General features: G+C 53.5%; 30 protein-coding genes and 1 tRNA gene. 24 read left to right on the forward strand and 7 right to left on the reverse strand.

Translation table 11 applies throughout. The annotated features are described in order from the left end of the window. Positions 1-31 precede the first annotated feature (31 nt). From ACAF76_RS01925 to ACAF76_RS01935, 3 genes are read right to left on the reverse strand one after another with little or no spacing between them, the layout of a single operon-like run. Positions 32-178, reverse strand: a complete 147-nt coding sequence (locus ACAF76_RS01925; RefSeq protein WP_400162364.1) for a hypothetical protein — start codon at positions 176-178, stop codon at positions 32-34. Then, entirely contained in the window at positions 175-792 is a 618-nt protein-coding gene (locus ACAF76_RS01930; protein ID WP_400162365.1) for an accessory gene regulator ArgB-like protein, read from the reverse strand. The genes ACAF76_RS01925 and ACAF76_RS01930 overlap by 4 nt, the downstream gene beginning before the upstream one ends. A 19-nt stretch (positions 793-811) precedes the next feature. After that, positions 812-2,146, reverse strand: coding sequence for a sensor histidine kinase (locus ACAF76_RS01935; protein ID WP_400162650.1), 1,335 nt, complete (start codon positions 2,144-2,146; stop codon positions 812-814). Between the two features lie 220 nt (positions 2,147-2,366). On the opposite strand from ACAF76_RS01935, the gene hprK reads away from it, so the two are divergent. From hprK to ACAF76_RS02025, 18 genes are all read left to right on the forward strand, one after another. Then, a complete protein-coding gene (gene hprK / locus ACAF76_RS01940) occupies positions 2,367-3,302 on the forward strand; it encodes an HPr(Ser) kinase/phosphatase (protein WP_400162366.1) in 936 nt (311 codons plus the stop codon). 25 nt (positions 3,303-3,327) lie between these two features. Then, positions 3,328-3,828 (forward strand): acyltransferase, encoded by a 501-nt coding sequence (locus ACAF76_RS01945; protein ID WP_400162367.1) that lies wholly within the window; start codon positions 3,328-3,330, stop codon positions 3,826-3,828. A 183-nt stretch (positions 3,829-4,011) separates the two neighbouring features. Next, on the forward strand, positions 4,012-5,190 hold the full coding sequence (locus ACAF76_RS01950) for an ATP phosphoribosyltransferase regulatory subunit (protein ID WP_400162368.1): 1,179 nt from the start codon (positions 4,012-4,014) through the stop codon (positions 5,188-5,190). Positions 5,191-5,193: 3 nt separating this feature from the next. Further along, on the forward strand, positions 5,194-5,841 hold the full coding sequence (gene hisG, locus ACAF76_RS01955) for an ATP phosphoribosyltransferase (protein ID WP_400162369.1): 648 nt from the start codon (positions 5,194-5,196) through the stop codon (positions 5,839-5,841). Between the two features lie 27 nt (positions 5,842-5,868). Beyond that, complete coding sequence (hisD, locus tag ACAF76_RS01960) at positions 5,869-7,146, forward strand: histidinol dehydrogenase (protein WP_400162370.1); 1,278 nt, start codon at positions 5,869-5,871, stop codon at positions 7,144-7,146. A gap of 17 nt (positions 7,147-7,163) precedes the next feature. Further along, entirely contained in the window at positions 7,164-7,766 is a 603-nt protein-coding gene (hisB, locus tag ACAF76_RS01965; protein ID WP_400162371.1) for an imidazoleglycerol-phosphate dehydratase HisB, read from the forward strand. Position 7,767: 1 nt separating this feature from the next. Beyond that, positions 7,768-8,382 carry an imidazole glycerol phosphate synthase subunit HisH gene (gene hisH / locus ACAF76_RS01970; RefSeq protein ID WP_400162372.1) on the forward strand — a complete coding sequence of 205 codons (615 nt, stop codon included), beginning with the start codon at positions 7,768-7,770 and terminating at the stop codon, positions 8,380-8,382. Continuing rightward, positions 8,383-9,120: a 1-(5-phosphoribosyl)-5-[(5-phosphoribosylamino)methylideneamino]imidazole-4-carboxamide isomerase gene (gene hisA / locus ACAF76_RS01975; RefSeq protein WP_400162373.1), complete on the forward strand. Its 738-nt coding sequence runs from the start codon at positions 8,383-8,385 to the stop codon at positions 9,118-9,120. A gap of 1 nt (position 9,121) precedes the next feature. Next, a complete protein-coding gene (gene hisF / locus ACAF76_RS01980; RefSeq protein WP_400162374.1) occupies positions 9,122-9,880 on the forward strand; it encodes an imidazole glycerol phosphate synthase subunit HisF in 759 nt (252 codons plus the stop codon). Then, positions 9,877-10,527, forward strand: a complete 651-nt coding sequence (gene hisIE / locus ACAF76_RS01985; protein ID WP_400162375.1) for a bifunctional phosphoribosyl-AMP cyclohydrolase/phosphoribosyl-ATP diphosphatase HisIE — start codon at positions 9,877-9,879, stop codon at positions 10,525-10,527. The genes hisF and hisIE overlap by 4 nt, the downstream gene beginning before the upstream one ends. Positions 10,528-10,801: 274 nt before the next feature. Then, a complete protein-coding gene (locus tag ACAF76_RS01990) occupies positions 10,802-12,439 on the forward strand; it encodes a tetratricopeptide repeat protein (protein ID WP_400162376.1) in 1,638 nt (545 codons plus the stop codon). A 67-nt stretch (positions 12,440-12,506) separates the two neighbouring features. Next, positions 12,507-13,466: a thioredoxin-disulfide reductase gene (gene trxB, locus ACAF76_RS01995; protein WP_400162377.1), complete on the forward strand. Its 960-nt coding sequence runs from the start codon at positions 12,507-12,509 to the stop codon at positions 13,464-13,466. Between the two features lie 221 nt (positions 13,467-13,687). Beyond that, positions 13,688-14,569, forward strand: coding sequence for an RNase adapter RapZ (gene rapZ, locus ACAF76_RS02000; protein WP_400162378.1), 882 nt, complete (start codon positions 13,688-13,690; stop codon positions 14,567-14,569). A gap of 84 nt (positions 14,570-14,653) precedes the next feature. Beyond that, complete coding sequence (locus ACAF76_RS02005; RefSeq protein WP_400162379.1) at positions 14,654-15,655, forward strand: uridine diphosphate-N-acetylglucosamine-binding protein YvcK; 1,002 nt, start codon at positions 14,654-14,656, stop codon at positions 15,653-15,655. A 15-nt stretch (positions 15,656-15,670) separates the two neighbouring features. Continuing rightward, positions 15,671-16,618: a DNA-binding protein WhiA gene (gene whiA, locus ACAF76_RS02010; RefSeq protein WP_400162380.1), complete on the forward strand. Its 948-nt coding sequence runs from the start codon at positions 15,671-15,673 to the stop codon at positions 16,616-16,618. A 50-nt stretch (positions 16,619-16,668) separates the two neighbouring features. Next, on the forward strand, positions 16,669-16,926 hold the full coding sequence (locus ACAF76_RS02015; RefSeq protein WP_400162381.1) for an HPr family phosphocarrier protein: 258 nt from the start codon (positions 16,669-16,671) through the stop codon (positions 16,924-16,926). Positions 16,927-17,064: 138 nt separating this feature from the next. Continuing rightward, the gene (locus ACAF76_RS02020) at positions 17,065-17,241 is read left to right on the forward strand and encodes a hypothetical protein (RefSeq protein WP_400162382.1); all 177 of its coding nucleotides are present in this window, start codon (positions 17,065-17,067) and stop codon (positions 17,239-17,241) included. Between the two features lie 189 nt (positions 17,242-17,430). Further along, the gene (locus tag ACAF76_RS02025; protein ID WP_400162383.1) at positions 17,431-18,594 is read left to right on the forward strand and encodes a PQQ-dependent sugar dehydrogenase; all 1,164 of its coding nucleotides are present in this window, start codon (positions 17,431-17,433) and stop codon (positions 18,592-18,594) included. Between the two features lie 60 nt (positions 18,595-18,654). On the opposite strand, the gene clpP is transcribed toward ACAF76_RS02025, so the two are convergent. Both clpP and ACAF76_RS02035 read right to left on the reverse strand, forming a co-directional pair. Next, positions 18,655-19,257: an ATP-dependent Clp endopeptidase proteolytic subunit ClpP gene (gene clpP, locus ACAF76_RS02030; RefSeq protein ID WP_400162651.1), complete on the reverse strand. Its 603-nt coding sequence runs from the start codon at positions 19,255-19,257 to the stop codon at positions 18,655-18,657. 152 nt (positions 19,258-19,409) lie between these two features. Next, positions 19,410-19,655, reverse strand: coding sequence for a hypothetical protein (locus ACAF76_RS02035; protein ID WP_400162384.1), 246 nt, complete (start codon positions 19,653-19,655; stop codon positions 19,410-19,412). 174 nt (positions 19,656-19,829) lie between these two features. On the opposite strand from ACAF76_RS02035, the gene ACAF76_RS02040 reads away from it, so the two are divergent. Together ACAF76_RS02040 and ACAF76_RS02045 are read left to right on the forward strand one after the other, a co-directional pair. Then, positions 19,830-20,282, forward strand: a complete 453-nt coding sequence (locus tag ACAF76_RS02040) for a copper amine oxidase N-terminal domain-containing protein (RefSeq protein WP_400162385.1) — start codon at positions 19,830-19,832, stop codon at positions 20,280-20,282. 210 nt (positions 20,283-20,492) lie between these two features. Next, positions 20,493-21,725 (forward strand): branched-chain amino acid ABC transporter substrate-binding protein, encoded by a 1,233-nt coding sequence (locus tag ACAF76_RS02045; protein ID WP_400162386.1) that lies wholly within the window; start codon positions 20,493-20,495, stop codon positions 21,723-21,725. A gap of 81 nt (positions 21,726-21,806) precedes the next feature. Here ACAF76_RS02045 and ACAF76_RS02050 read toward each other — a convergent pair whose 3' ends face one another. Then, positions 21,807-21,935, reverse strand: coding sequence for a DUF4023 domain-containing protein (locus ACAF76_RS02050; protein ID WP_400162652.1), 129 nt, complete (start codon positions 21,933-21,935; stop codon positions 21,807-21,809). A gap of 170 nt (positions 21,936-22,105) precedes the next feature. On the opposite strand from ACAF76_RS02050, the gene ACAF76_RS02055 reads away from it, so the two are divergent. Next, complete coding sequence (locus ACAF76_RS02055; RefSeq protein ID WP_400162387.1) at positions 22,106-22,261, forward strand: hypothetical protein; 156 nt, start codon at positions 22,106-22,108, stop codon at positions 22,259-22,261. Positions 22,262-22,326: 65 nt separating this feature from the next. Here ACAF76_RS02055 and ACAF76_RS02060 read toward each other — a convergent pair. After that, positions 22,327-22,401 (reverse strand) — tRNA-Arg (locus ACAF76_RS02060). 277 nt (positions 22,402-22,678) lie between these two features. Here ACAF76_RS02060 and rpoN point away from each other — a divergent pair. The 3 genes from rpoN (at position 22,679) to ACAF76_RS02075 (ending at position 25,521) form a co-directional block, all read left to right on the forward strand. Beyond that, complete coding sequence (gene rpoN / locus ACAF76_RS02065; RefSeq protein WP_400162388.1) at positions 22,679-24,055, forward strand: RNA polymerase factor sigma-54; 1,377 nt, start codon at positions 22,679-22,681, stop codon at positions 24,053-24,055. Between the two features lie 3 nt (positions 24,056-24,058). Then, the gene (locus ACAF76_RS02070) at positions 24,059-24,316 is read left to right on the forward strand and encodes a glutaredoxin family protein (protein WP_400162389.1); all 258 of its coding nucleotides are present in this window, start codon (positions 24,059-24,061) and stop codon (positions 24,314-24,316) included. A gap of 179 nt (positions 24,317-24,495) precedes the next feature. Beyond that, the gene (locus ACAF76_RS02075) at positions 24,496-25,521 is read left to right on the forward strand and encodes a sugar-binding transcriptional regulator (RefSeq protein ID WP_400162390.1); all 1,026 of its coding nucleotides are present in this window, start codon (positions 24,496-24,498) and stop codon (positions 25,519-25,521) included. Positions 25,522-25,537: the final 16 nt, after the last annotated feature.

Consider the following 25,537-nt stretch of genomic DNA (forward strand, 5'->3'; position numbering starts at 1 on the left):
GTAGAGTGCGGGTTCTTTCGTATGTGAGCTGTTATTTGGCAGATTCTTTTTTTGCTTGTTCTTCTCGCATTTGAGGTGGAATTGGTTCGTAAATGACGCTTCCCTTGAGCAGTCCCTTCAGATTGAGGGAAGAAACCTGGGCAAAAAAGTGGTTGGACAACGCTTGAATCTTTTTCATTTTACAACCATCCTCTCAAAGTGTTTTTCCAAACGATTGGCAATTTGGAATGAAACCGGCAGGAGAAGTATTGATTGTGTCAGGATTGCCACCATATAAGCAATCACCAGTTGATATACATATTCTACCAGGAATAGAGAGAGGATGCAACAAAATCCTACAATATTTAGAATAATAACTCTATTTTTTTGTTGAATTTTGGGGTCGGTAGAAACATATGTATGTTCTGCGGGCGCATACCGATAATTAATAAGAAAAGCAATTCCAATACCGACTCCTGCGAGCAGCGCGGCGTAGGGCGGAACGGTCGCGGACAGGTGCTTGACCAGGTATCCTCCTGCGTTCATTAGCAAAAGCGTTGCGGTCATGCACGTCCACGGATTCTTCAAATGAACGCCACCTGATAGTAAACGATGAAAGAAAAATAGAGCCGTTACAAGAAACACTTCTCCTACGATTTGCAACAAGGCGGAGGTAACAAATAGTGCGATGACATTTAGAATGTTAAGCAACACTATTTCAATTCCATGCGCCAGCTGACCAATCGAGTAAGGGGTTTCGTCCATTTTGATCCGCTTGGCCAAACGCCATGATATTTTCTCCATCCAAGTCATAGCTGATGCCTCCTCTCCATTATCGATGGTGAAAGGAGATGCGGAATCGGGTTACGCCATCTGCAGAGCTGACTTGAATTTTCCCTCCGTATCGTTCAATCACGGATTTGACAATGGCCAAACCAAGTCCACCTTCTCCGTTTGTCTTGGTTGTATACCCCATTTGGAAAATGTCCTCTAGTTTTTCTTCCGGAATGACTGGCCCACTATTTTCGATCATCAGAAATTGTTCTTGCTCCGTCTGGCCCCATTCGAAGTGTATGTATCGATTTTCTTCCAGTTCGTGGGAAGTGGCGCGAATGGCATTGTCCAGCAAATTCCCAACCACCTTGATCAAATCAAAGGTTTTGATATGGGAGAATTGGTTGGAATTGTGAATGTCTACAGTGAGAGTGATTCGTTCTGCCAGACATAACGCCATTTTGGATTGCAGCAGCGAGGACACAGCCGGGTTTCTGATCGATTCCAAAATATGTGAGCTGTAATCTACTTTCTTCTCTGTCACCACAGTTTCCTGCAAAAGTTGTTCTACATATTCTTTGGCCAGATCGTACAATCCTTTTTTCAGAAAGCCATTAATGGCCGTATAGTGATTTAACGAGTCATGCTTGATGGAGCGAATGGCAGTCAGCATGTCATGGATATTTTTCAGATAGGGGGTCCCCGTCTCTTCTTCTACGCGGTGGATCGTCAGGTTCATATAGATGCGGAACAAATAGACGATCAGGATAAACATTCCTAGGATCAGCAGTTGAAATACGATTTGAAACTGAGGGCTGTAAAATTGAGTCATGTTGGAGTTGTTATCCCGCAAAAAGAAGGACGTGTTCATCACCAGAATCAAAGAGAATTCGATGCTGCCTGCCAGGATCAGGAAAAACAGATAGCGGTTATGGCGGTTCCTCGGCAATAGTCTTCGGATGTCAAAACGCACGATGCGCAAAATGAAAGCCAGGAGGAACAGGAGTAATAGGTAAAGTGCGCGTATCACGACAATGGTTACAGATGTCGAGAAGATGTCCGCCAAGTAAATTTGCTGACTGTTGTAAATCATCAGCAGGATAAATTCAGCCAAAATCATCGACCCGATAGCAGCAGTGGCCATGAAGACAGATTTTAAGATACCCGGTCTGTACAAGAGGTAGAGAGTAATCGTGGTTATCGTAAACATCAGCAGAAACTTGGGTTGATATTGTATTTGCAAATATGTAAAAAGTTCTCCGGCTATTGCAAAGATGATGACAAAGGTGAGTGCTTTTTTCCAGCTCCGAAAGACGGAATGATTGAATATGGCCAATCCGATCGTGAGTAGCAAGAAGGCTTCCGGTACGTCAACAAGAAAAAATCGAAGCATTAAGTCCAAGATGTTGCCTCCTTCCAGTCCAAAACTCTGAAATCGTTTCCTTCTATTATTAATTATCAACCCATATCTATCTTATGAAATCAGAAGAAAAATGTAAATGATGGCTAATCGCCCGTATCGAGCGCGGAATGGTTGTCCCGACCATGCCCGATTCGTTACAATAGAGAGATAAAACTATGATCCCGAAAACGCAATGTGAGGGGGAACACGCATGCGCAAAACAAATGTCGGTCATCTCGCCAATCATTTTCATATGAACATCGTGAGCGGCGAAGAGGGATTGGGCAGGGAGATCACGGTGACCGACCTGAGCAGGCCTGGCTTGCAACTGGCTGGTTACTACTCCTATTATGCCGAAGAGCGGATACAATTGTTTGGCCTGACCGAAGTCACGTTCTTTCAAACCTTGTCGCGCGAGGAACGATTGGAACGGATGAATTTCCTCATGCAGGGAAAAACCCCCTGTTTTTGTGTGACGCGCAATTTGGACGTGGCAGAAGAAATGATAGAGGTATCCAACAAGTACGGGGTCCCTGTATTGCAGACGCCACTGGCGACTACGCCGCTGGTCGGGAAAATGACCAATTACCTGGAGAACCGTCTCGCTCCTACGACGACGATCCACGGTGTATTGACGGATATTTACGGCGTCGGTGTCCTGATCATGGGCTCCAGCGGTATCGGGAAAAGCGAGGCAGCACTCGAGCTGGTAAAACGTGGCCACCGCCTCGTTGCCGACGACGCTGTCGAGATTCGGCAGACACAAGGGGGCCAGTTGAGCGGCAGCGCTCCTGAACTGATTCAGCATTTGCTGGAGATTCGCGGCGTCGGGATCATCAACGTAATGACGATGTTTGGCGCCGGTGCAGTCCGCAATGTGAAAAACATTGAGCTGGTTGTTCAGTTGGAGCTGTGGGAGCCGCAAAAAATGTACGAACGGCTCGGACTGGATGAAGAAACCGTCAAAATTATGGACATGGAAATTCCGATCATTACCGTACCCGTGCGACCGGGCCGCAACCTGGCTGTCATCATCGAGGTGGCAGCGATGAATTTCCGCCTGAAACGGATGGGCTACAACGCGGCTGTGCACTTCTCGCGCAAGCAATCGGATGCCATTCTGGAGGACGCGGACGGCGATTTCTAATGAAGAGAAGTGGGGTTCAAACACGATGAGAAGGACGACGCGCTATCCCGTCAAAGGTGCAAATCCGTTGTGGCATATATACAAGACGGTGAGCTTCTGGAAGGTTGTCAAAAATTTTGTCATCATCCAGTTGGCTCGCTACACTCCGTTTTTAGCCTTGAAGAATTGGCTCTACCGGACGTTTTTGCGGATGGAGGTGGGGGAACAGACGGCTGTCGCCCTGATGGTGATGGTCGACATCATGTTCCCCGAACTGATCAAGATCGGCCGCAACAGTGTAATCGGCTACAATACGACTATTCTCGCCCATGAATATCTGGTCGAGGAGTATCGGCTCGGCGAGGTGCGGATCGGCGATCGCGTTCTCATCGGAGCCAACTCGACGATTCTTCCCGGGGTGACCATCGGGGACGGTGCTGTGATCGCCGCCGGTACGGTGGTTCATAAGGACGTGCCTGCGGGCGCCTTTGTAGGAGGCAACCCGATGCAAGTCATTCGGGAAGGCAATCAATCGGACGAGATATAAAGCGCAGAGAGGGACTGCTCGTTCTGGGACGGGCTCCCTTTTTTCTTTTTGCAGGCAATATTCTGACTTTTCTTGCTGAGGTTGACCCTTGAGGCTATCCATGTTACGCTTCTATCTAACAAGAACGCTTTAGTTTGCTACCATATTAGCATAGTAAAGTAAAATCGGTTGGAGGGAAACGGAATGGCAAAGCCGTTGGGGTTTGAAAAGCCGTTGGGGATGCGGGACATACTGCCGGAATCACTGGCGAAGCAACGGCATTTGGAACATGTATTGCGAGCATGCATCGAACCTTGGGGGTATGAGGAGATTTCGACTCCTTCCCTGGAATATTACGACACCGTAGGAGCCGCCAGCGCTACCTTGACAGACCGGATGTTTCGTCTTTTGGACAAACAAGGGCATACCGTCGTCCTTCGCCCGGACATGACGACGCCGATCGCCCGTGTGGTTTCTTCCCTGTATAAAGATGTGCCGCTGCCGATTCGGCTCTTTTATCACGCCAATGTGTTTCGCGCACAGGAGCAGGAGGCAGGACGCAACGCGGAGTTTTTCCAGACAGGGATCGAGCTGATCGGCGATGGCTCGGAGGATGCGGATGCTGAGGCGATTGCCCTGGCTGTCTTTTGTTTGCGGGCAGTAGGCGTGGAGACCTTCCGGATCGCGATCGGGCACGTCGATTTCGTAGACGGATTGCTGGAAGAGGAGATCGCCTGCGAAGACGTGCGGAAACAATTCCGGCAATACCTGTACGATCGGGATTTTGTCGGATACCGCCAATTGCTCTTTGGATTGGACATCGGCAGTGACGCCAAGCAGCGTCTGGAAGCCCTGCTCAGACTGCGCGGAGGCAAAGGAAAGATTGCCGAGGCACGCGAGCTGACCGGAAACGGAAAAGCAAGACGGGCAGTGGAGACGGTCGCTTCACTCTGGGACGCATTGGAGGCGTACGGGGTGACAGAGGATTTGCTGCTCGATTTCAATCTGCTCAGCAACCTGAATTACTACACCGGCGTCGTCTTTGAAGGATATGCAGCCGACTTGGGCTCGCCATTGCTGGGCGGCGGGCGGTACGATCACTTGCTGGCGCAGTTTGGACGTCCTGCGCCTGCTACCGGGTTTGCAATCAAGATGGACCGGTTGCTGCAGGTGACGCCCGCCATCGAGGGCAAAGCCCCTTCTCGCGTGCTGCTTTGCTATAGTGCAGAACGACGCAGGGAGGCGTTGGCAGAGGCGCAGTTGCTGCGCGAAGACGGTCTGGTCGTCGTGACTCGTCTGGTAAGCGGAAGAGCAGAGGCAGCGGCAGGGGCACAAGACACACAGTACGCCAAAGTCATTTGCCTGGTCGCAGAGGAGGAGTAGGAGATGGGTTTTTCCGATGGCTCTCAAAAATTGACGATCGCCATGCCGAAAGGGAGGATCTTTGAGGAAGCAGTCCACTTTTTGCAGCAGGCCGGTCTAGAGGTGACGGCAGAGCTGCAGGAGTCGCGGAAGCTGATCATCCCGGTGGAAAATGCGCGGCTGGAATTTATTTTGGCGAAGCCGACCGATGTCCCGACGTATGTGGAATACGGTGTGGCCGATGTCGGCGTGGTCGGCAAAGACGTGCTGCTGGAAGAAGAGCGGGATGTGTACGAGCTGCTCGACCTGCAGATTGGATACTGCCGCATGATGGTAGCCGGGATGCCGGACTGGAAGCAGACCGAAGCGCCGCGTGTCGCCACCAAATACCCGAAAATCGCATCCCGGTATTTCCGCGAACAAGGCCAGCAGGTAGAGGTGATCAAGCTGAATGGTTCCGTGGAGCTGGCTCCGATCATCGGCTTGGCGGACCGCATCGTCGACATCGTCTCGACCGGACGTACGCTCAAGGAGAACGGATTGGTCGAGCTGGAGCATATTTGCGAGATTACGACCCGGCTGATCGCGAATCGGGCGAGCTACCGCATGAAAAGCGAAGCGGTCGATGATATCGCCAGCAAGTTTTTGGAAGTTATCCCTAACTCAAAGTAGATCGTGACCATGGAGAGGTGTCAATAAATGAAGATTGTACCGGCCAGTCAATACAACGCCAAGCGCTCTGTCGAATCGGGTACCCGCGATCAGCAGGAAGCGGTCAAAGCGATTCTCGCCGATGTGAAAGAACGAGGGGATCAAGCGCTTCGTGAATACACCCGCAAGTTCGACGGGGTCGAGCTGGAGCAGTTTCGCGTCTGCGTGGATGAGTTCGCGCAAGCAGATGCCGAGGTATCCCTGGAAGTGAATCACGCGCTGAAGGAAGCGGCCGCCAATATCCGCGATTTTCACGAGCGGCAGGTGCGACAGTCGTGGCTTACGACCAAAGAGAGCGGAACGATCCTGGGCCAGTTGGTGCGCCCGTTAAAACGCGTCGGCCTGTACGTGCCAGGCGGTACTGCCGCCTACCCGTCCAGCGTCTTGATGAACGCGATCCCGGCTATCATTGCCGGCGTACAGGAAGTGGTGATCGTCACTCCGCCGGGAGCGGACGGTCGGGTAAATCCGGCGATTCTCGTCGCGGCTCAGATCGCCGGAGTGACCGAGATGTACAAAGTGGGCGGGGCGCAGGCAATCGCGGCTTTGACCTATGGAACGGAGCAAATCCAGGCCGTAGACAAAATCGTCGGGCCAGGCAACATCTATGTCGCGCTGGCAAAACGGGAAGTATTCGGTCTGGTCAGCATCGATATGGTGGCGGGACCGAGCGAGATTGCCGTACTCGCAGACGACACGGCAAATCCGCGCTATGTCGCAGCCGATTTGCTGTCCCAGGCGGAGCACGATCCGATGGCGGCAGCGATCCTGGTGACGCCCTCGCCTTCATTGGCGGAACAGGTGGCGCAGGAGGTGGCGCGGCAACTGGCAGATTTGCCGCGAAAAGCGATTGCCGAGGCGGCGATTCGCGACCACGGGGCGATCGTTCTGGTCGATACGCTGGAAGAAGGCTTCGAGGTGATCAACCGGATCGCACCGGAGCATTTGGAGATTATGATTGACGATCCGTTTGCACATCTGGGCAAAGTGGAAAACGCCGGAGCGATCTTCCTCGGACCGTACAGTTCGGAGCCTGTGGGCGATTACTTCGCCGGTTCCAACCACGTGATTCCGACGAATGGTACAGCGCGTTTTTCCTCGCCGCTGTCTGTAGACGACTTTATCAAAAAATCGAGCGTGGTTTCCTACAGCAAACAGGACTTGCGCGAGAACGGCGGCAAGATCATCGCCCTGGCTGAACAGGAAGGATTGGTTGGGCACGGCAGAGCGATTGCAGAGAGACTGCGGGATATTCAAAAGCGATAAGCAGGAGCGTGACAATGATGAGTGAGATGCCAAAAAATCGGGCAGCGTCCATCGAGCGAAATACGAACGAGACGCAAATTGCCCTGTCGTTTGCAGTCGACGGAGCGGGGAATAGCAAGCAGGATTCGGGCGTGCCTTTTCTCGACCACATGCTGGATTTGTTCACCCGCCACGGACATTTCGATCTCGATGTAAAGGCAAAAGGCGATATTGAGATCGACTACCACCACACCGTAGAGGACATCGGCATCTGCCTGGGCCATGCCTTGCGCGAGGCGCTGGGCGACAAAAAAGGGATCAAGCGGTACGGGAATGCCTTCGTGCCGATGGACGACGCACTGGCACAGGTCGTGATCGACATCAGCAACCGGCCGCATCTGGAGTATCGGGCGACGTACCAGACGCAGATGGTCGGCAGCTTTCCGACCGAACTGGTGCATGAGTTTTTGTGGAAATTTGCTCTGGAAGCTCGGATCAACCTGCACGTCATCGTCCATTACGGCGTCAATACCCACCATATGATTGAAGCGATCTTCAAGGCGCTGGGACGCGCTCTGGACGAAGCGACGACGATTGATCCCCGGGTCAAAGGGGTTCCGTCGACCAAAGGGGTTTTGTAGGATGATCGGCATTATCGATTACGGAATGGGCAATTTGTACAGCTTGAGCAAGGCGCTGGAGCGGCTGGGCTACAGCTATGAATTCGTCTCGCGTCCCGAGCGGCTGCAAGCATACGCCGGACTGATCCTGCCGGGCGTCGGAGCTTTTGGGGATGCGATCGCCAATATCCGCGAGCTTGAATTGGAGAACGCGATCCGCGAATACGCAGCCTCGGGTCGCCCCATTCTGGGCATATGCCTGGGCATGCAGCTCTTGTTCGAACAAAGCGAAGAGCATGGCAAGCATCAGGGCTTGGCGCTTTTGGAGGGCGAAGTCGTTCGTTTTCACGGGGCGTACAAGGTGCCGCACATGGGCTGGAACCAATTGCAGCTCAAGCAGCGCCATCCACTGCTCGCAGGTGTACAGGAAGGCGAATACGTGTACTTTGTTCACTCCTATCACGTGCGCGTCGGAAAAGAAAACGTGCTCCTGGCGACGACGGACTACCACCAGCAGGTGACGGCTATCGTCGGACAAAACAACGTCTACGGCATGCAGTTTCACCCGGAAAAGAGCGGAGAGACGGGCATGCGTCTCTTGCAGAATTTTGCTGCACAGTGCGAGGAGGGACAGTAAGTGAGCTTTATCATTTATCCGGCTATCGATATTCGCGCAGGAAAATGCGTGCGGCTGTTTCAAGGGGACTACGCGCAGGAGACGGTGTACGCCGACTCCCCGCTGGACATGGCCAAGCGCTGGGTTGAGCAAGGCGCCGCTTGGGTCCATCTGGTCGATCTGGACGGGGCAAAGGAAGGGCAGCCGGCCAATGCCGGGCTGATCAAAGAAATCGCCGGATCGATTCCCGTCCCCGTTCAGGTGGGAGGCGGCATCCGCACAGAAGAGCAGATCGCCGATTACCTGGAAGCAGGGGTAGCCCGCGTTATCATCGGGACGGCTGCGATTGAAGACGAATCGTTTACAAGCAGTGTGCTGAAGCAATACGGAGAAAAAATCGCCATCGGGCTGGATTGCCGCAACGGCATGGTCGCGACGCGAGGCTGGCTGACCACGACCGATGTGAAAGCGACAGAGCTGGCGAAAAGACTGGTGGCATACGGCGCACAGACTTTTATCTACACCGATATTGCCCGCGACGGGACACTGACCGGGCCGAATGTGCAAGAAATTTCCGATCTGGCGCTGGCCACGGGCAAATCCGTGATCGCCTCTGGCGGGGTGAGCAGCCTGGATGACCTGCTGGAGCTGTCCGCACATGCGGCGAACGGTGTCTCCGGGGCGATCGTGGGAAAAGCGCTCTACACCGAAGCGTTCACGTTGCAAGAGGCGCTGGGGCGAATCGGGGAGCGTGGGTAATATGTTGGCGAAGCGAATCATCCCTTGTCTGGATGTAAAAGACGGACGCGTCGTAAAAGGCGTGCAGTTTGTCGGCTTGCGTGACGCCGGAGATCCGGTGGAGCTGGCGAAGAAATACAGCGAACAGCGTGCCGACGAACTGGTCTTCCTCGACATTTCCGCTTCCCATGAAGGGCGCAAAACGATGGTCGACGTGATCGAGCGGACAGCAGCAAATATTACCATCCCCTTTACGGTCGGCGGCGGCATCAACAGCGTAGAGGATATGAAGCGCATTTTGCGCGCAGGGGCGGACAAGATTTCGCTGAACACGGCTGCCGTACTCAGACCGGAACTGGTGCGTGAGGGAGCTGCGGTGTTTGGCTCGCAGTGCATCGTCGTGGCGATCGATGCCCGCCGCGTCGAGACAGGGCGTTGGGAAGTATACACCCATGGCGGACGCAACGGCACAGGCAAAGACGTGATCGCCTGGGCACAGGAGGCGGAGGCGTTGGGAGCAGGGGAAATCCTGCTGACCAGCATGGACGACGACGGCGAGAAAAAGGGTTTCGGTCTGGAGCTGACCAGGCTGGTCTCGGAAGCGGTCGGAATCCCGGTCATCGCCTCGGGCGGCGCCGGTTCACGCGAGCATTTTTACGACGTGCTGACCGATGGAAAGGCAGACGCTGCTTTGGCCGCTTCCATTTTTCACTACGAAGAAACATCGATACAATCGGTAAAAGAGTATCTGCAAACCAAAGGAGTTGTGGTGCGGCCATGACAACAGGACAGGCGTGGGACCAACTGAAGTTTGACGACAACGGTCTGATACCGGCCATCGTACAGGACGCAGCGAGCAAAAAAGTGCTGACGCTGGCGTACATGAACAAGGAATCGCTGGAAAAATCGCTGGAAACAAAGGAGACGTGGTTCTGGAGCCGCTCGCGCCAGGAGCTGTGGCACAAGGGAGCGACGTCCGGACATACCCAGCGAATCGTCTCGATCCACTACGATTGTGACGGCGATGCGCTGGTGGTGCAGGTGGAGCCAAACGGCCCGGCTTGCCACAACGGAACCTATAGCTGCTTCACAGGCGCACTGCTGGAGGAAGCAGGGACAGAGGAGCAGGCGGCAGATACACCCGCGGATCGTTTTGCGATTTTGGGCGAGCTGGAGCAGATCATCGCGACGCGCGAAGCGGAGCGTCCGGAAGGTTCGTATACGACCTATCTGTTCGACAAAGGCGTAGACAAGATTTTGAAAAAGGTGGGCGAGGAGACGGCAGAAGTGATCATCGCCGCCAAAAACCGCGACCCGCACGAACTGAGCTGCGAGGCTTCCGATCTGCTGTACCATCTCCTGGTGCTGCTGCGGGAGCAGAAGCTGCCGCTTGACCGCGTGCTGGCGGAGCTAGAGCGGCGTCGGTAAGTCAAGAAAGAGGCGATCCCTTGTGTCATGTGATACAGACGTTCAGGGGAAAGCCTCTTTTTGGCTTTCATCATTGTTCCCTGATCTCACCGGTTCGGCACGCAAGCTGGCACTTGTTGATCGCGCCCTCGCCTTACAAATTCGACTGATCACTCATCGCCCGGTTGCTGTCCTATGAAGTGCCAAAGAACATTTCCGGTACTCGCCAGCTTGTAGGGGAGGCGAGCTTTTGGTACGATACTTGGAGTGCTTCTCCTAAGAGGTTGGAGGTTCTATGAAACATACTAAACGAGTGATGAAACCAACTGTCATTGAATTTCAGCAGGACGCGGCTTTTTTTGTGGAGCGGGGTATCCGCTTTTTGAACCGCTATGACTACGATCGGGCGCTGCGTTCCTTTCGCCGGGCAGTTGATCTGGAACCGACGAATGCTGACTGTCACTGTCACCTGGCCAGTGCGTTGGCTGAGGCGGGACAATACGAACAGTCCAATGAAGTGCTGCGAGAGGTGATCGAAAAATGGAACCCCTCCATGCACGAAGTCTATTTCTATATGGCAAACAATTATGCAAATCTGGAAGATTACCATATGGCCGAAGAAATGGCCTTCCGCTACCTGCAACTGGCTGGCGACGGCCCTTACGCCGAAGAGGCGGAGGAATTGCTCGATTACATTTACTTTGAACTGGAAATTCCGCCGCGCCATTTTCTCCCTGGGCAAAGCGACGATATTTACGGCAAGCACGAAAACGCGCGGCTCAGCCTGGAAGAGGGCCGCTTTCTGGAAGCGCGCGATCTGTTGCAGGAGATCGTCGAGGAAGACCCGTCGTTTCTTCCCGCCTGGAACAATCTGGCGCTCGCCTACTACTACATCGGGGATTTTGAGCAGGCGATGGACACCATCCGCATGACGCTGGAGAGGGAAGAGGGAAACCTGCACGCCTTGTGCAACCTCGCTGTCTTGCTGTCCCATCACAACCACACCGCAGAGCTTCTCGATCTGCTGGACACGTTGAAAAAGGTAGTCCCGGTTCACCCCGAGAACATGTACAAGCTGGCGACGACGATGGGCGTACTGGGTCAGCACGAGGAAGCGTTCCGCCATTACCAGCGGATGCTGCGCACCGGTCGGCCGCACGAGGCGTGTACGTACCATTACGCTGCGATTTCGGCCTATTTGAGCGGACGCAAGGACCAGTCGTTGCGCTGGTGGCAAAAGGCGAAGCAGCTTGACCCGGATGCTGGTGTGGCTGATCCGTACATCCAGATGGTAAAAAACGAGCAAGAAGGGGAAATGATAAAACCGATCCCCTATCAGTACAATCCGCCCCAGCGAAACGTATCCTGGGAGCAGGCCAGCTTTGCCGGCGTAGAGGACTTCAAGACAGATCCGATGATTCGCGCTTCCCTGCTGTGGGCGCTGCAGCACGGACGGGATGAAGTGAAATTCGCCGTTCTCCAGACGCTGTCTCTGATCGCCGACGACGAAGCGGAGCACGCCGTCCGGCAGTTTTACTACCAGACTGACAACAAGCAGTTGCAGAAGGTGGCACTGCTGGCTCTCTCCGACATGGGAGCGGCTCTGCCGACAGACACTCCGGGGGAAAAACAGGAGCCCGGGACCAAGGAAATCGCGTCCGTAGAGGAAGGCATTTGCCTGTACTTGCGCGATCAGGGCGATCCGGAAGCGGCAAAGTGGTGTCTGGATGCCTGGAAAAAGGTACAGGAACAACAGCCTGATTGCGATCAGAAGGCGCGGAAAGCTGTGGCATGGATCGCGGCTTTGGAATATGTATACGGAAACTTTTGCGACCAGAAACGAACACAGGCCGCACTGGCGAAAAAATACGGAATTTCGGCCGCCACCGTTGCAAAATATGTGAAAGTATTGTCGAGGCTTGATTTTAAATAGATTCTTACTTTATAATTAGTTTAAATAAAGAGTCTATGCATGCGCCACAGAAGAAGGAGTGAGTTACATGAGCGACCAAAAAATTTATGATGTCATCGTCGCAGGAGCCGGGCCAGCAGGTATGACAGCTGCTGTCTACACGTCGCGGGCCAATATGAGCACATTGATGCTCGAGCGCGGCGTGCCGGGCGGCCAGATGGCCAACACGGAAGAGATCGAGAACTACCCTGGATTTACGTCGATTCTCGGTCCGGATTTGTCCACCAAAATGTTCGAGCATGCCCAGCAGTTCGGGGCTGAGTACGCATACGGGGAGATCAAGGAAATCCGTGACGAAGAACCGTATAAGCGCGTGATTACAGGCGAGAAGGAATACCTGGCCAAATCCGTCATCGTATCAACCGGGGCAGAACATCGTCTGCTCGGCGTTCCGGGCGAGAAGGAATTGTCCGGTCGCGGTGTTTCCTACTGCGCCGTTTGCGACGGAGCCTTTTTCCGCGGCAAAGAGCTGGTAGTCGTAGGTGGCGGTGACTCGGCGGTGGAAGAAGCGGTGTTTTTGACCCGTTTTGCCTCCAAAGTGACGATCATCCACAGACGCAACGAGTTCCGTGCGCAAAAAATCCTGCAAAAACGCGCGTTTGAAAACGAAAAGATCGAAGTCATCTGGGATACGCAGGTAAAAGAAATTCGCGGGGAAGGCAAAGTGCAAGCCGTCTTGCTGGAAAACACGAAAACAGGCGAGCAGCGCGAATTCAACACTGATGGCGTGTTCATCTACGTAGGGATGGACCCGCTGACGGAAGCCGTGCGCAATCTGGGCATTACCAACGAAGCTGGCTACATCCTGACCGATGAGAAAATGCACACGAAAGTAAAAGGCATCTTTGCAGCAGGGGATGTACGCGAAAAGATGCTGCGCCAGGTAGTGACAGCGACAGGTGACGGTTCGATCGCTGCCCAGTCCGCTCAGCATTACGTGGAAGAATTGAATGAACGCCTGAAAGAACAAAACGTCACAATCTCTTAACTTGGTTGTAACATAAGTGAAATATTTGCGGGGTAAGATAAAGACAATGAATTAACCCCCCTTATCTATATATCCTTTTGTTGCGTGGCTACCTGGTGGTCACGCCTCTTTTTTTTTTGCCATCGCGCGGACAGCGGCAGACAGATGATCCCTGCCGCAAAAGGATGCTGAAACGGCCGCATTATGGTATGCTATTCTCAGTATCGTAGGAGGCGAGTTGCGTGACAGAAGTGGGAAACGACAAGGCGATCAATTTGCTGATTATTACAGGAATGTCGGGTGCAGGAAAAACGGTAGCCGTACAAAGCCTGGAAGATTTAGGCTACTTTTGTGTTGACAACCTGCCACCTGTCTTGATTCCCAAATTTGCGGAACTGGTTAAGCAATCTGCGGGCAGCATGGAAAAAGTCGCATTGGTCATCGACTTGCGAGGCAGGGAATTTTTCGAGAGCTTGTCTGCGGTCATCGACAGCTTGCGAGAGATCGAGGGCCTTTCCTTCCATATTCTCTATCTGGACGCAAACGATCAGACGCTGGTCTCCCGGTACAAGGAAACACGCAGGCGCCATCCGCTATCTACTGGCGGTTCGCCTCTGCAAGGCATACAGGCGGAACGCCGCCTGCTTCAGGAAATCAAAGGCTCGGCGCATCAGATTATCGATACCAGCCAGATGAAGCCCGCACAACTGAAAGAGAAGATCATCAGCCAGTACGGCCAGCAAGGCTCTTCGCTTACGATTAACCTGATGTCGTTTGGCTTTAAATACGGCTCTCCGATCGATGTCGACCTGATGTTCGACGTGCGTTTTCTGCCCAACCCCCACTACGTGGAGGAACTGCGTCCGAAAACAGGCTGCGAGCAGGAAGTTGCCGCATACGTGATGGAACACAAGGATACACAGGAGTTTATGGAGAGGCTGATCGATTTTCTGCAATTTACCCTGCCGCACTATCAGCGCGAGGGGAAAAGCCAATTGGTGATCGGCATCGGCTGCACAGGCGGAAAGCACCGGTCTGTCGCGATTGTGGAGCGGCTGGGGGAAGTCTTTGGCAAAGATTTCACCGTCCGCATCAGCCATCGGGACATGGAAAAAAACAGATAAGATTTGGGATGCAAAAAAGTGGGAGAGCGATCCTGCTTTGCATATAGTGAGATAGGTGTGCAGGAGAGAATAACGGGGTGACATATGCCGACAAAGGGAACGGGTAGGCAACAGCCCAAACAGTTGCGAGTTGTCGTCATCGGCGGGGGGACAGGACTGTCTGTATTGCTGCGGGGATTAAAGAATGAACCTGTTCATATCACCGCGATCGTGACGGTGGCTGACGATGGAGGCAGCTCGGGGCGTCTGCGCGAAGAGATGGATATGCCTCCTCCCGGCGATATACGCAACGTATTGACGGCTCTGGCAGATACAGAGCCACTCATGGAGAAAGTCATGCAGTATCGCTTTTCCAATGGAACCGGTTTAGCCGGGCATAATTTGGGAAATCTACTACTTGCAGCGATGAACGAGATTACAGGGGATTTTGTCACCGCAGTCAAGGCGTTGAGCGGTGTATTGGCGGTACGCGGGGACGTGTTGCCTGCGTCGACCCAATCGATCCAGCTAAAGGCGGAGATGGAAGACAGCACGATCGTCACCGGCGAGTCACAAATCCCGCTTGCCGGGAAGAAGATCAAGCGCGTTTTTCTGGAGCCGCACGACGCTGCACCATTGGGCGAAGCCTTGCAAGCAATCGAGGATGCCGACGCGATTTTGATCGGACCGGGCAGTTTGTATACGAGTATTTTGCCCAATTTGCTCGTACGCGGCATTTTCGCGGCGATTACGCGCTCGCAGGCCCATAAAATGTATATTTGCAATGTAATGACCCAACCGGGGGAGACAGATGAGTACACCGCGTCCAAGCACGTGCGCGTCATTCACGAGCATGTTGGCGATGCCTTTTTGGATACGATTATCGTGAATTCGGCGGAAATTCCCGCTTATGTCTTGGAGAAGTACGCGGAAAAAGGGGCCGCGCCAGTCCCTTGCGATTTGCCACAACTGCGGAAGCTGGGATTGCATGTCGTAGCCAAGCCACTGGTTACATTCGAAGACGGCTACCTCAGACATGACGCACGGGAAGTGAGCAAACAGGTAGTATCCCTGATCAAGCGGAGGCGCAAGGCCCAGTCAGGATAAGGAGTTGAATTACAGATGTCATTCGCCGCGCATACCAAAAAGGAACTGACGATGCAGGAGGCAGGAGATTGCTGCAGCAGGGCAGAGCTGTCCGCCCTGATTCGGATGAACGGCAGTCTGCAATTTGGATCCGGTCGGCTGATACTGGATGTGACCACTGAAAATGCGGCGATTGCCAGACGAATATACACGTTGATTAAACAAGTGTTTCAACTCCATGCCGAGCTGTTGGTTCGCAAAAAAATGCGGTTGAAAAAAAACAACGTCTACATCGTGCGTATTCCGCATAAGGCTAACGAAGTCTTGCAGGAGCTGGGGATCATGGATGAATCCCTATCCTTCATTCCCGGAATCTCTGCGGATGTCGTCAAGAAATCGTGCTGCCGAGCCGCTTATTTGCGCGGGGCGTTTTTGGCGGGAGGATCGGTCAATCACCCGGAGGCGTCCAGCTACCACCTGGAGATTTTTACGTCGTACCAGGACTTCTGCGAGGCCTTGACCAAAATGGCCAATCGCTATAAGCTGAATGCAAAATGTATCGAGCGTAAGAAGGGGTACGTGCTCTATATCAAGGAAGGTGAAAAAATTACCGAATTTTTGAGCCTGATTGGTGCCCACCAGGCCCTTCTCTACTTTGAGGACGTACGAATTGTGAAAGATATGCGCAACTCTGTGAACCGGTTGCATAATTGCGAGATTGCCAATATCAACAAAACGGTTAACGCCGCTACCCGGCAGATGGAGAATATCAGGCTGATCGATCAGGAAATGGGTCTGGAAAACCTGCCGAAACGGCTGCGCGAAGTAGCGGAGCTGCGCTTGATTCATCCGGATATTAACTTGAAGGAATTAGGGGAAATGATACCAAGCGGAGTCGTCAGCAAGTCGGGAATCAATCACCGCCTGCGAAAAATTAACGAAATCGCTGACAAATTACGAGAAAAACAAAATGTTTCGTCCTAATTCCATGATATACTAGAGGATAATGATTATTTGCGTGAGGAGGTCCATCCATGGTTCAACAGCAGGTGACGGTTAAGTTGAAAACCGGTTTGCAAGCTCGTCCGGCTGCTTTTTTCGTACAGGAAGCAAACCGTTTTGCATCGGAAGTATTCGTAGAAAGAGAGAATAAAAAAGTAAACGCCAAAAGTATTATGGGTATTATGAGCCTCGCGATCAGCTCTGGAACGGAAATCACCATTTCAGCAGAAGGACCGGATGCTACCCAGGCAGTAACCAGTCTGAGCAATCTGGTGAGCAAAGAAGAGTAGAAAGAGCGTACAAAAAAGACACTCTCCCCGTTGGAAGGTGTCTTTTTTGCATGTTTTGGCACAGGGAAGGGCATTGCTAATCTATGTAATGCAAGATCCATACGGGACAAGCATGGAGAGGCAGGTGGACAAAGGGAAATGAACGCTTCAGACACGGATTGGGAAGGACGCGACGAGTACGACATGGATATCGACAGGATGGTCAACGAGGGATTGGGCGGCGGTCTTGTCACGGACCAGAACGGTCTGATCGAAGGATCGACCGTCGACACCATGACGGGAGCGACTGCGGCGAAACAGGCAGAGGACGAGTAGCGAGAAACAGCCGCAAAACAGATGATACAGGCCGAGTGACCGGAGCCGATGTGCCCGGATGCTCGGCTTTTCCGCGTCAGGGATGGAAAAGAGCTGCTGCGGTTTGTATACTGGACAAAAAGAAGTGAGACGGGAATGAAGGGGATCGTTGCAAGAAGGAATACAGGTTCTGCAGGGAGGGGAAGAGGTATGAAGAAAAAAGGATTTGTGATGGCAGCACTCGTCGGAAGTCTGCTCTTGATGGCGTGCGAGCAAACGAGTCTGGGTACTGGCGGGCAACAGCAGCCGACACAGCAGGTCCCGGGGACGGGGGCAAGCGAACAGCCAGTCGAGGAGCAACTGCCGTATCAGGCGGAGGTGCTGGCTGCTGATCTGAATGTGCCGTGGGCGATCGAGATCGCAGAAGACGGGCGGATTTTCTTTACGGAGCGACCCGGGAATGTACGGGTGATCGCGGATGGCAAGCTGCTTGAGGAACCGCTGATTTCTTTCCCGGCGCCGTTCGTCAGCCAGGGGGAAGGAGGATTGCTCGGACTCGCTCTCGATCCGCAGTTTGCCGACAATCACTATCTGTACGTCTACCATACGTACCGCGAAGAAGAGCAGACGTACAACCGCGTCCTGCGCTTGCGGGAAGAAGCGAACCGGGCTTACGTCGACAAAGTGCTGATCGACCGAATTCCCGGTGATTCCATCCACAATGGCGGACGGATCAAGATCGGTCCCGATCAGATGATGTACATCACTACGGGCGATGCCAGCGATCCGCAGCTTTCCCAGGACCCCGCCAGTCTGGCAGGCAAGATTCTCCGCCTCCATCTGGACGGCAACATTCCGGCAGACAATCCGTTTCCGAATTCACCAGTCTACAGTTGGGGAAACCGAAATCCGCAGGGCATCGCCTGGAATCAGGCCAATGGTCAGTTGTACAGCTCCGAGCATGGCTCGTCGGCGCACGATGAAATCAACCGGATCGAAAAGGGCGCAAATTACGGCTGGCCGAACATCCGCGGTGACGAGCAGGCAGACGGCATGAAAACCCCGATCGTTCACAGCGGCACGACGACGTGGGCGCCCTCGGGCATGACGTTTGTGAGCGAGGGACCGTGGGCCGGGCAGCTTCTGGTCGCCAACTTGCGCGGGCAACAACTGCTGCGCATCAGCCTGGAAGACGACACGGTAAAGGAAGTGGTACCGTTGTTTCCCGGCGAGTACGGACGGATTCGGGATGTGTACGAAGGGCCTGACGGGTCGCTGTACGTGTTGACCAACAACCGCGACGGCAGGGGGAATCCCGCCCAGGACGACGACAAAATCATTCGCCTCGTCCCGCAATTTGCGGCGACGCCATAGGCGAATGGCATGAAAAAACACCCGCTTGCAGGCAGCGGGTGTTTTCGTTATTCGTTGCGCTTATTTCTTGTCCTTGTCGGTAGGCTCAGCCGTGATGACTTTGTCGATCAGGCCGTACTCTACCGCTTGTGCAGCAGACAGGAAATTGTCGCGGTCGGTGTCTTTTTCGATCCGTTCCAGTGGCTGACCAGTCCGCTCAGCCAGGATGCGGTTCAGATGGTCGCGCATTCGCAAAATCCGCTTGGCCGCGATCTCGATATCGCTCGCTTGCCCTTGTGCACCGCCAAGAGGCTGGTGAATCATAACCTCGCTGTTCGGCAGGGCAAAACGCTTGCCTTTCGCCCCTGCAGCCAGCAGGAATGCCCCCATCGAGGCAGCCATACCCACGCAAATGGTGGAGACATCCGGTTTGATGAAGTTCATCGTATCGTAGATCGCCATACCGGCTGTAATCGAACCGCCAGGGCTGTTGATGTAGAGATGAATATCCTTGTCAGGGTCCTCTGCTTGCAGGAACAGCAATTGAGCTACCACAATATTCGCTACTGTATCGTTAATCGGGGTACCCAGAAAGATGATGCGATCCTTGAGCAGGCGCGAGTAAATATCGTAAGCACGTTCACCGCGGTTGGTCTGTTCAATAACGGTTGGAATCAAATTCATGTGCATCTAGTCTTCCTCCTCTCTTTGTAAGAATATCATACACAAAAGGCAATTAAAGGTCAATAAAGGTCAAACACTTCTATGTATCCCTTCCCTACACATGTTTGCCAGTTCTTCCTCGCTTAAACATCGGACGTGAGGAAATTCCTCGCTCACGTTTCTTCGTCTGCGGGCTTTTCTCCTTCCTCCGCGTCGGACAGCTCTACCGTGAGGCGCAGTTGGGCAGTCATCTTCTTTCCCTTGATGATCGTGTAGTCGTCGATTTCCTTGTTTTTCAATTGCTGAATCGCTTCGCCGAGAGCCTGTTCATCCGCGTACGGCTGGATGGTGAGCAGGCATTCCTCGTCGCTGGCTTCCTGATAAATCAGATATAGACGTTCGCCTTTTATCGTCAACATCCTCCTTTTACACTTATCCACATAGTTATCCACAGATTGTGCACAAAAACACCTGTTCGCGGGATAGACAGCCGCAAAAGCACAGGTGGTATGAAACAGAAAAACGCTTCATATGGTATGAACAGGACTTTTACATACTTCTCATTAGTATGGACAAAAAGGGAGTGTATAACGATGTTGCGAAAAGTATCAGCTCTACTGCTCACGGCTGCTTTGCTGACGGGAAGTGTGGCAGCGACAGCGGCACTCGGCGTGACGACAGGCGTGCGCCAGGAAGCGAATGTGAAACTGAACGGGAGAGCGTTCGAGGGAGAAATCGTCATCGAAAACGGAGTCGTCTACGTCAACGCAAGCAAACTCGCTACTGCCTTGGGCGGCTCGGCAGCATGGGACAACATGATCGAGTCCGTCCTGATTGCAAAAGACGGCACGTATGCGCTGCGCATGTACAAAGACAGCACCTTCGCCTATAAAAATGGCGAAGAGACCCGGGTGCCCCATCCGCTGCGGACGATTCCGGGAGCCGTCCTCGTCCCGCTCGGTTTTACGGCTGCAGAGCTGGGGGCTACGGTAACGTATGACGAGGCAAGCCAGACGTATCAAGTAGAATTTCCAATCCAAAAGTAAGAGGGACATATATTATTTGTGTGTGTATCAATACCTGATATAAAAAACGATGGCAAAGCAAGCAGGACCGCTCCAGCAATGCGTAGGCGGTCCTCTTTATTGGGTGAGTTATTTTTTATTGAAAACACAAATCTCTATTGCAAATTTTCCCATTTGTCATACAATTAGGTATACAGTTTGTCCACATAGCAAAGAGGGGGATGCATGCAAATGAGAAAAAAGAAATCGATTGCGATGTGTGCAACAGTATTTGCGCTGAGCGCGATGCTGGCTGGATGTGGCGGCGGAAGCACACAAGCACCAAGCCCGGAACCTAACAACAATACCGGGGACAGCAATACAGGAGCGGCCGATAGCGGCAACCTGGAAAAACTGGTGATCGCTGTCGTGGGACCGATGTCCGGTCAGTATTCCGATTACGGCAGTACCGCCAAAGCAGGCGCAGAATACGCGCTGAACGAGAAAAAGGAAGCGTTCAAGCAGCTCGGCTTTGACCTGCAGTTGTCCACGCAGGACGACCAGGCCGATCCCAAGCAAGGGGTAGCGGTCGCACAGATGCTCATTTCCGATCCGAACGTGGTCGGCGTAGTCGGTCACGTGACCACCGGGGCTACGATTACCGCAGCAGCCCAGTACGAGCAGGACAGCCTGGCCATGGTCTCGCCGTCTGCGACCGGCTCTGACTTGACCGAGCAAGGCAATAAAATTGTTCACCGGATTTGTGCCCGCGACGATCAGCAAGGCTCCAAAGCAGCGATCTTTGCCAAAAACCAGCTGAACATCAAGAGTGCGTACCTGATCCATGACAATCAGGCGTACGGTCAGGGGCTGGCAGAAGAAGTGAGAAAGCAGTTTGAAGCGGATGGCGTACAGGTCCTCGGCTTTGAAGGGGTAACGGCCGGAGAGAAGGACTACTCCGCCGTGCTCAACCAGGTGCTGGCAGCCAATCCGGAGATGATCTACTTCGGCGGCTACTACTCCGATGCGGGAATCTTGATCAAGCAAGCTCGTGAAAAAGGCTTCACAGGCGTATTCATGGGTGGAGACGGATACGACTCCATGGACCTGGTCAAAATCGCCGGCGAAGAAAACGCCAACAACGTCATCTTTACCTCAACAGTAGGCGACGTAGGCGCGACCGAAGAAGGCAAACAGTGGATCACCGAATTCGAACAGGCGACTGGAAACAAAGTCGGAATCTTCACTTCCTTCGGCTATGATTCGATGGGTGTAATGCTGCATGCTGTGGAAGAGGCGATCAAGGCAAACGGCGGCCAAAAGCCGACGCGTGAACAGGTGCTGGAAGCAGTCAAAGGCGTCAAGGACTACCAAGGCAAATTTGTCAACGTCACCTTCGACGAAAAAGGGGACAACGAGTTTGCTTCCGTCTACGTCTACAAGTACGAAAACGGACAAAAAGTATACATCGGCGAAGCGGAGTAAGAAGCGCTGCGCGGCAGAAGCTGCATCGAGCAAAACCCCTGGAGATTTCGTTTCTCCAGGGGTTTTGTGCTGCTTGGCTCGCTAAATCCCTTGCTTGCTCGGCAGGCGCTTTTGCGGTTGCCCGTAGCCTTGGCGCTGTTTGTTGCGAAGGCTCTTCCTTTGTGTCTCTTGGATCATGGAGACAAACTGGCTTGTGCTCACCTGCTGCATATCCAACGAAAACACCTCCGAAAAAAGTGGGCTGTCCGCTTCTATAGGATGACCGGATGCCGGGGTCGGCAGTCGGAAAAACAGACATGCCAGGAGGGAAAAGTTATTCCTGTCGGCGGGCGCGGGGATGCGCTATAATAAAGCTAACGAAAAAACGGAGGTACTCGTTCATGTCAGCAGGTTTCATTGCGATATTGGTGATCGTAGCCGTATTTATTATCGGTGTCACGATCTGGGCGACGAACTCGGCGTACTCGCGCAAGCCCGATACGATAGACCCTGATCCGCTCCAGCAGCAGACTTCCGACGAAGCGAAGAAGGAGTAATCGATACGACCGCGAACGAAAAAGGCTGTTCCCCTGTCGCTTGACGAAGGAACAGCCTTTTTGGATGGTACGCCTGAAGGGAATCGAACCCCCGCACATGGTTCCGGAGACCATTGCTCTATCCACTGAGCTACAGGCGCATGGTTTTTTCGTGCTCTTCTATTATACGGCATGGGGCTGACGGATGCAAATAAAAAAAGGGGTGTTCCTCTAATTTTTTTCGTGAGTGTGAAATTAAGTGAGGAAGGGGCAGACGTGAAAGCGGTGTCCATCTTTTTTTACTTGATTTGTAAGGGTTTTCAGTATCACGTATCCAATATTCTGAAAAATATTGGCAGGAAAATTGCAAGAAGTTGCGAATAGGAATAAAATAAGAAAAAGAGCGACAACAGGCAGAATGGGAAGGGGGCAGTTGCAATGAATATGGGCATGGGTCTGTTTCAGGAACAGACACTCAAATTGGTAATGACACCGGAATTGCGACAGGCGATCACCATTTTGCAGTATTCCACCATTGATCTGATCTCCTACTTGCGCGAGCAGGCTACGGAAAACCCTGTGATTGAGCTGCAGGAAGCAGCGGGGGAAGTCGCCTCGGCCCAAGTGGAGAAGCCGGGACCCGAGATCGACTGGAAGGAGATCGTCGGCAATCGGGCCACCGGAGAATACTCGCCAATGAAAAGCGATAACTCATACAATCCACTGGATTTTGTCTCGCAAGGCTCCGTGACGCTGTATGAACACCTGGAAAACCAGCTTGGCTACGTCAAAGGATTCACCCCCTTGCAGCGGAAGATCGCCCTATTTCTGATCGGCAATCTGGACGAGAAAGGGTACCTTGAGGTCACGCTGGAAGAGGCGTCCGAACGGCTGGACGCCGAGCCGGAGGAGATCGAGGACGTGCTGGTAGTCTTGCAGCATTTCGATCCGGTCGGCGTAGCGGCGCGCAATCTCGAGGAATGTCTGCTGCTGCAGTTGCAGCATCTGGCGCTAGACGACGACAAGATCGTCCAGGTGGTACAGCATCACCTGCAAGATTTGGCAGACAATCGCTACCAGCGGATTGCCGAAAAAATCGGCTGTACTGTCCAGGACGTGCAAACGATGGCCGATCTGATCCGTACGCTCAATCCTCGTCCGGGAGCTGCTTACTCCACGGTCGAAACGCGGTATGTCATTCCCGACATCTCGGTAGAGAAGGTCGGCGGCGAATACGTCGTGCTGGTCAACGACATTGCGACGCCGCGCTTGCGAATCAACAATTTTTATGAAAAAATGCTCAGCCAGCAGCAGAGCCAAAACGAAGCGAAGCAGTTTATTCACGACAAGCTGAACGCCGCGATGTGGCTGGCGAAAAGTCTGGAACAGCGCAGGCTGACGCTGTTGCGCGTGACGCAGGCAATCGTCGAGATGCAGTTGGACTTTTTCGAGCGGGGCGTTCATTACTTGAAGCCGATGACGCAAAAGGAAATCGCCGAGCGAGTGGGGCTGCACGAGTCGACGATCAGCCGGGCGACGAGCAACAAGTATGTGCAGACGCCGCGCGGGATTTTTGAACTGAAGTATTTCTTTACCTCGGCGCTGTCTACGGCAAGCGGCGAATCGGCTTCGTCGGAGAGCGTCAAGCGGCGGATCAAGGCCCTGATCGAAGCAGAAGACCGCAAAGCGCCCTTGTCCGACCAGAAGCTGTCGGAGCTGCTGCTCACAGAGGGCGTGGAGATTTCCAGACGCACGGTCGCAAAATACCGGGAAGAACTGCTGATTCCTTCTTCCGCCAAACGAAAGAGGTTTTAACAATTGATCAGGATTGTACTGTACGGCAGACCAAACTGTCATTTGTGCGAGGACGTGGAATTGGCGGTCCGCACGCTGGAACATGTGTATCCGCTTTCAGTGGAAGTGGTCAACATCGAACAAGACCCGCTGCTTCACGAACGGTTTATGCTGGAGATTCCTGTAGTCGAAATCGACGGAGAGGTCGTCTTTCGCTCCGTGTCGCAGGTCGTCACGATCGCCGAGCTGGATCGCGAGCTGGCGAAAAGAAGCGCCAAGTAAGCGCAAAGCAAGCGGCGAGCAAATGGGCGCAAGCATGCTTGCAAGTTTTTTACGGGTGTGCTACATTCATGGTGTAGCACACGTTCTTTTTTTTGCACCAAGCGGGACATAAAAAGTAATAGCGGGACGTAATAAGTCCCGATTATTTGGTCACTTTACCCATATGAGGAAGATTGTAGATGAATCCGTTATTGAAATTGCAACAAAAGCTGCTGCCTGATCTGGTAGAGGTGCTGCGTCAGCGGTACATGCTGCTGCGCTCCATCTCGCACATGCAGCCGATCGGCCGACGCGCTCTGGCGCAGGCGGTTGGCAGTACCGAGCGGATTTTGCGGGCAGAGGTTGACTTGCTCAAGGAGACCGGGCTGTTGCATGTGACAGCGGCAGGGATGAGTCTCAGTGAAGATGGACAGCTTGTCCTCGACGAAATGGAACCGATGGTCAACGAGCTTTTCGGCCTGACCCAGTTGGGAGAGCGGCTGCAGCGACTGCTCAACATCGAAGAAGTGATCGTCGTGCAGGGCGATGCCGACCAGTCGCCGTGGGTCAAGCAGGAGTTGGGGCGAGTCGGTGCCCGCGTCTTGCGGCAGCTCGTGCAGGAAGGCGATACGATCGCCGTGACGGGCGGCTCCACTGTAGCGAGTGTCGTCCATCACTTGTCGGCCTCATCCGTCTTCCGAAGCGTCCAGTTCTTGCCTGCGCGCGGCGGGTTGGGCGAGCGGCTGGAGCTGCAAGCCAACACCCTCGCCTCAGCGATGGCGGAAAAGACAGGGGGAAGCTACCGGCTGCTCCACGTCCCGGATCGGCTTCATCCCGAAGCACTGCAAACATTGCTCAAGGAGCCGCAAGTGCAAGATGTACTCGGCTTGCTGCAAAGCACGCGGATCGTCCTGCACGGGATTGGTGATGCGCTGGCGATGGCCAGAAGGCGGAACTACTCCGAAGCGGAGCTCGCTTCGCTGGCAGAAGCCGGGGCGGTCGCAGAGGCATTCGGCTACTACTTTAATGAAGCCGGAGAAGCGGTCGAGCATATGCCGACGATCGGGCTGCAGTTGGAGGACGTCAAAAGGGCGCATAGCGTCATCTCTATCGCAGGCGGTGAGAGCAAGGCAAAAGCAATTCTTTCCTTTTCCAAGCAGTCGTGTCAGAATGTACTGGTCACAGATGAAGGTGCGGCCAGAGCGTTGCTGATGGCCTGCATGTAAAAGGAGACGTTTGGAT

This window comes from Brevibacillus sp. TJ4 (genome assembly GCF_044627595.2).
Lineage (GTDB): Bacteria > Bacillota > Bacilli > Brevibacillales > Brevibacillaceae > Brevibacillus.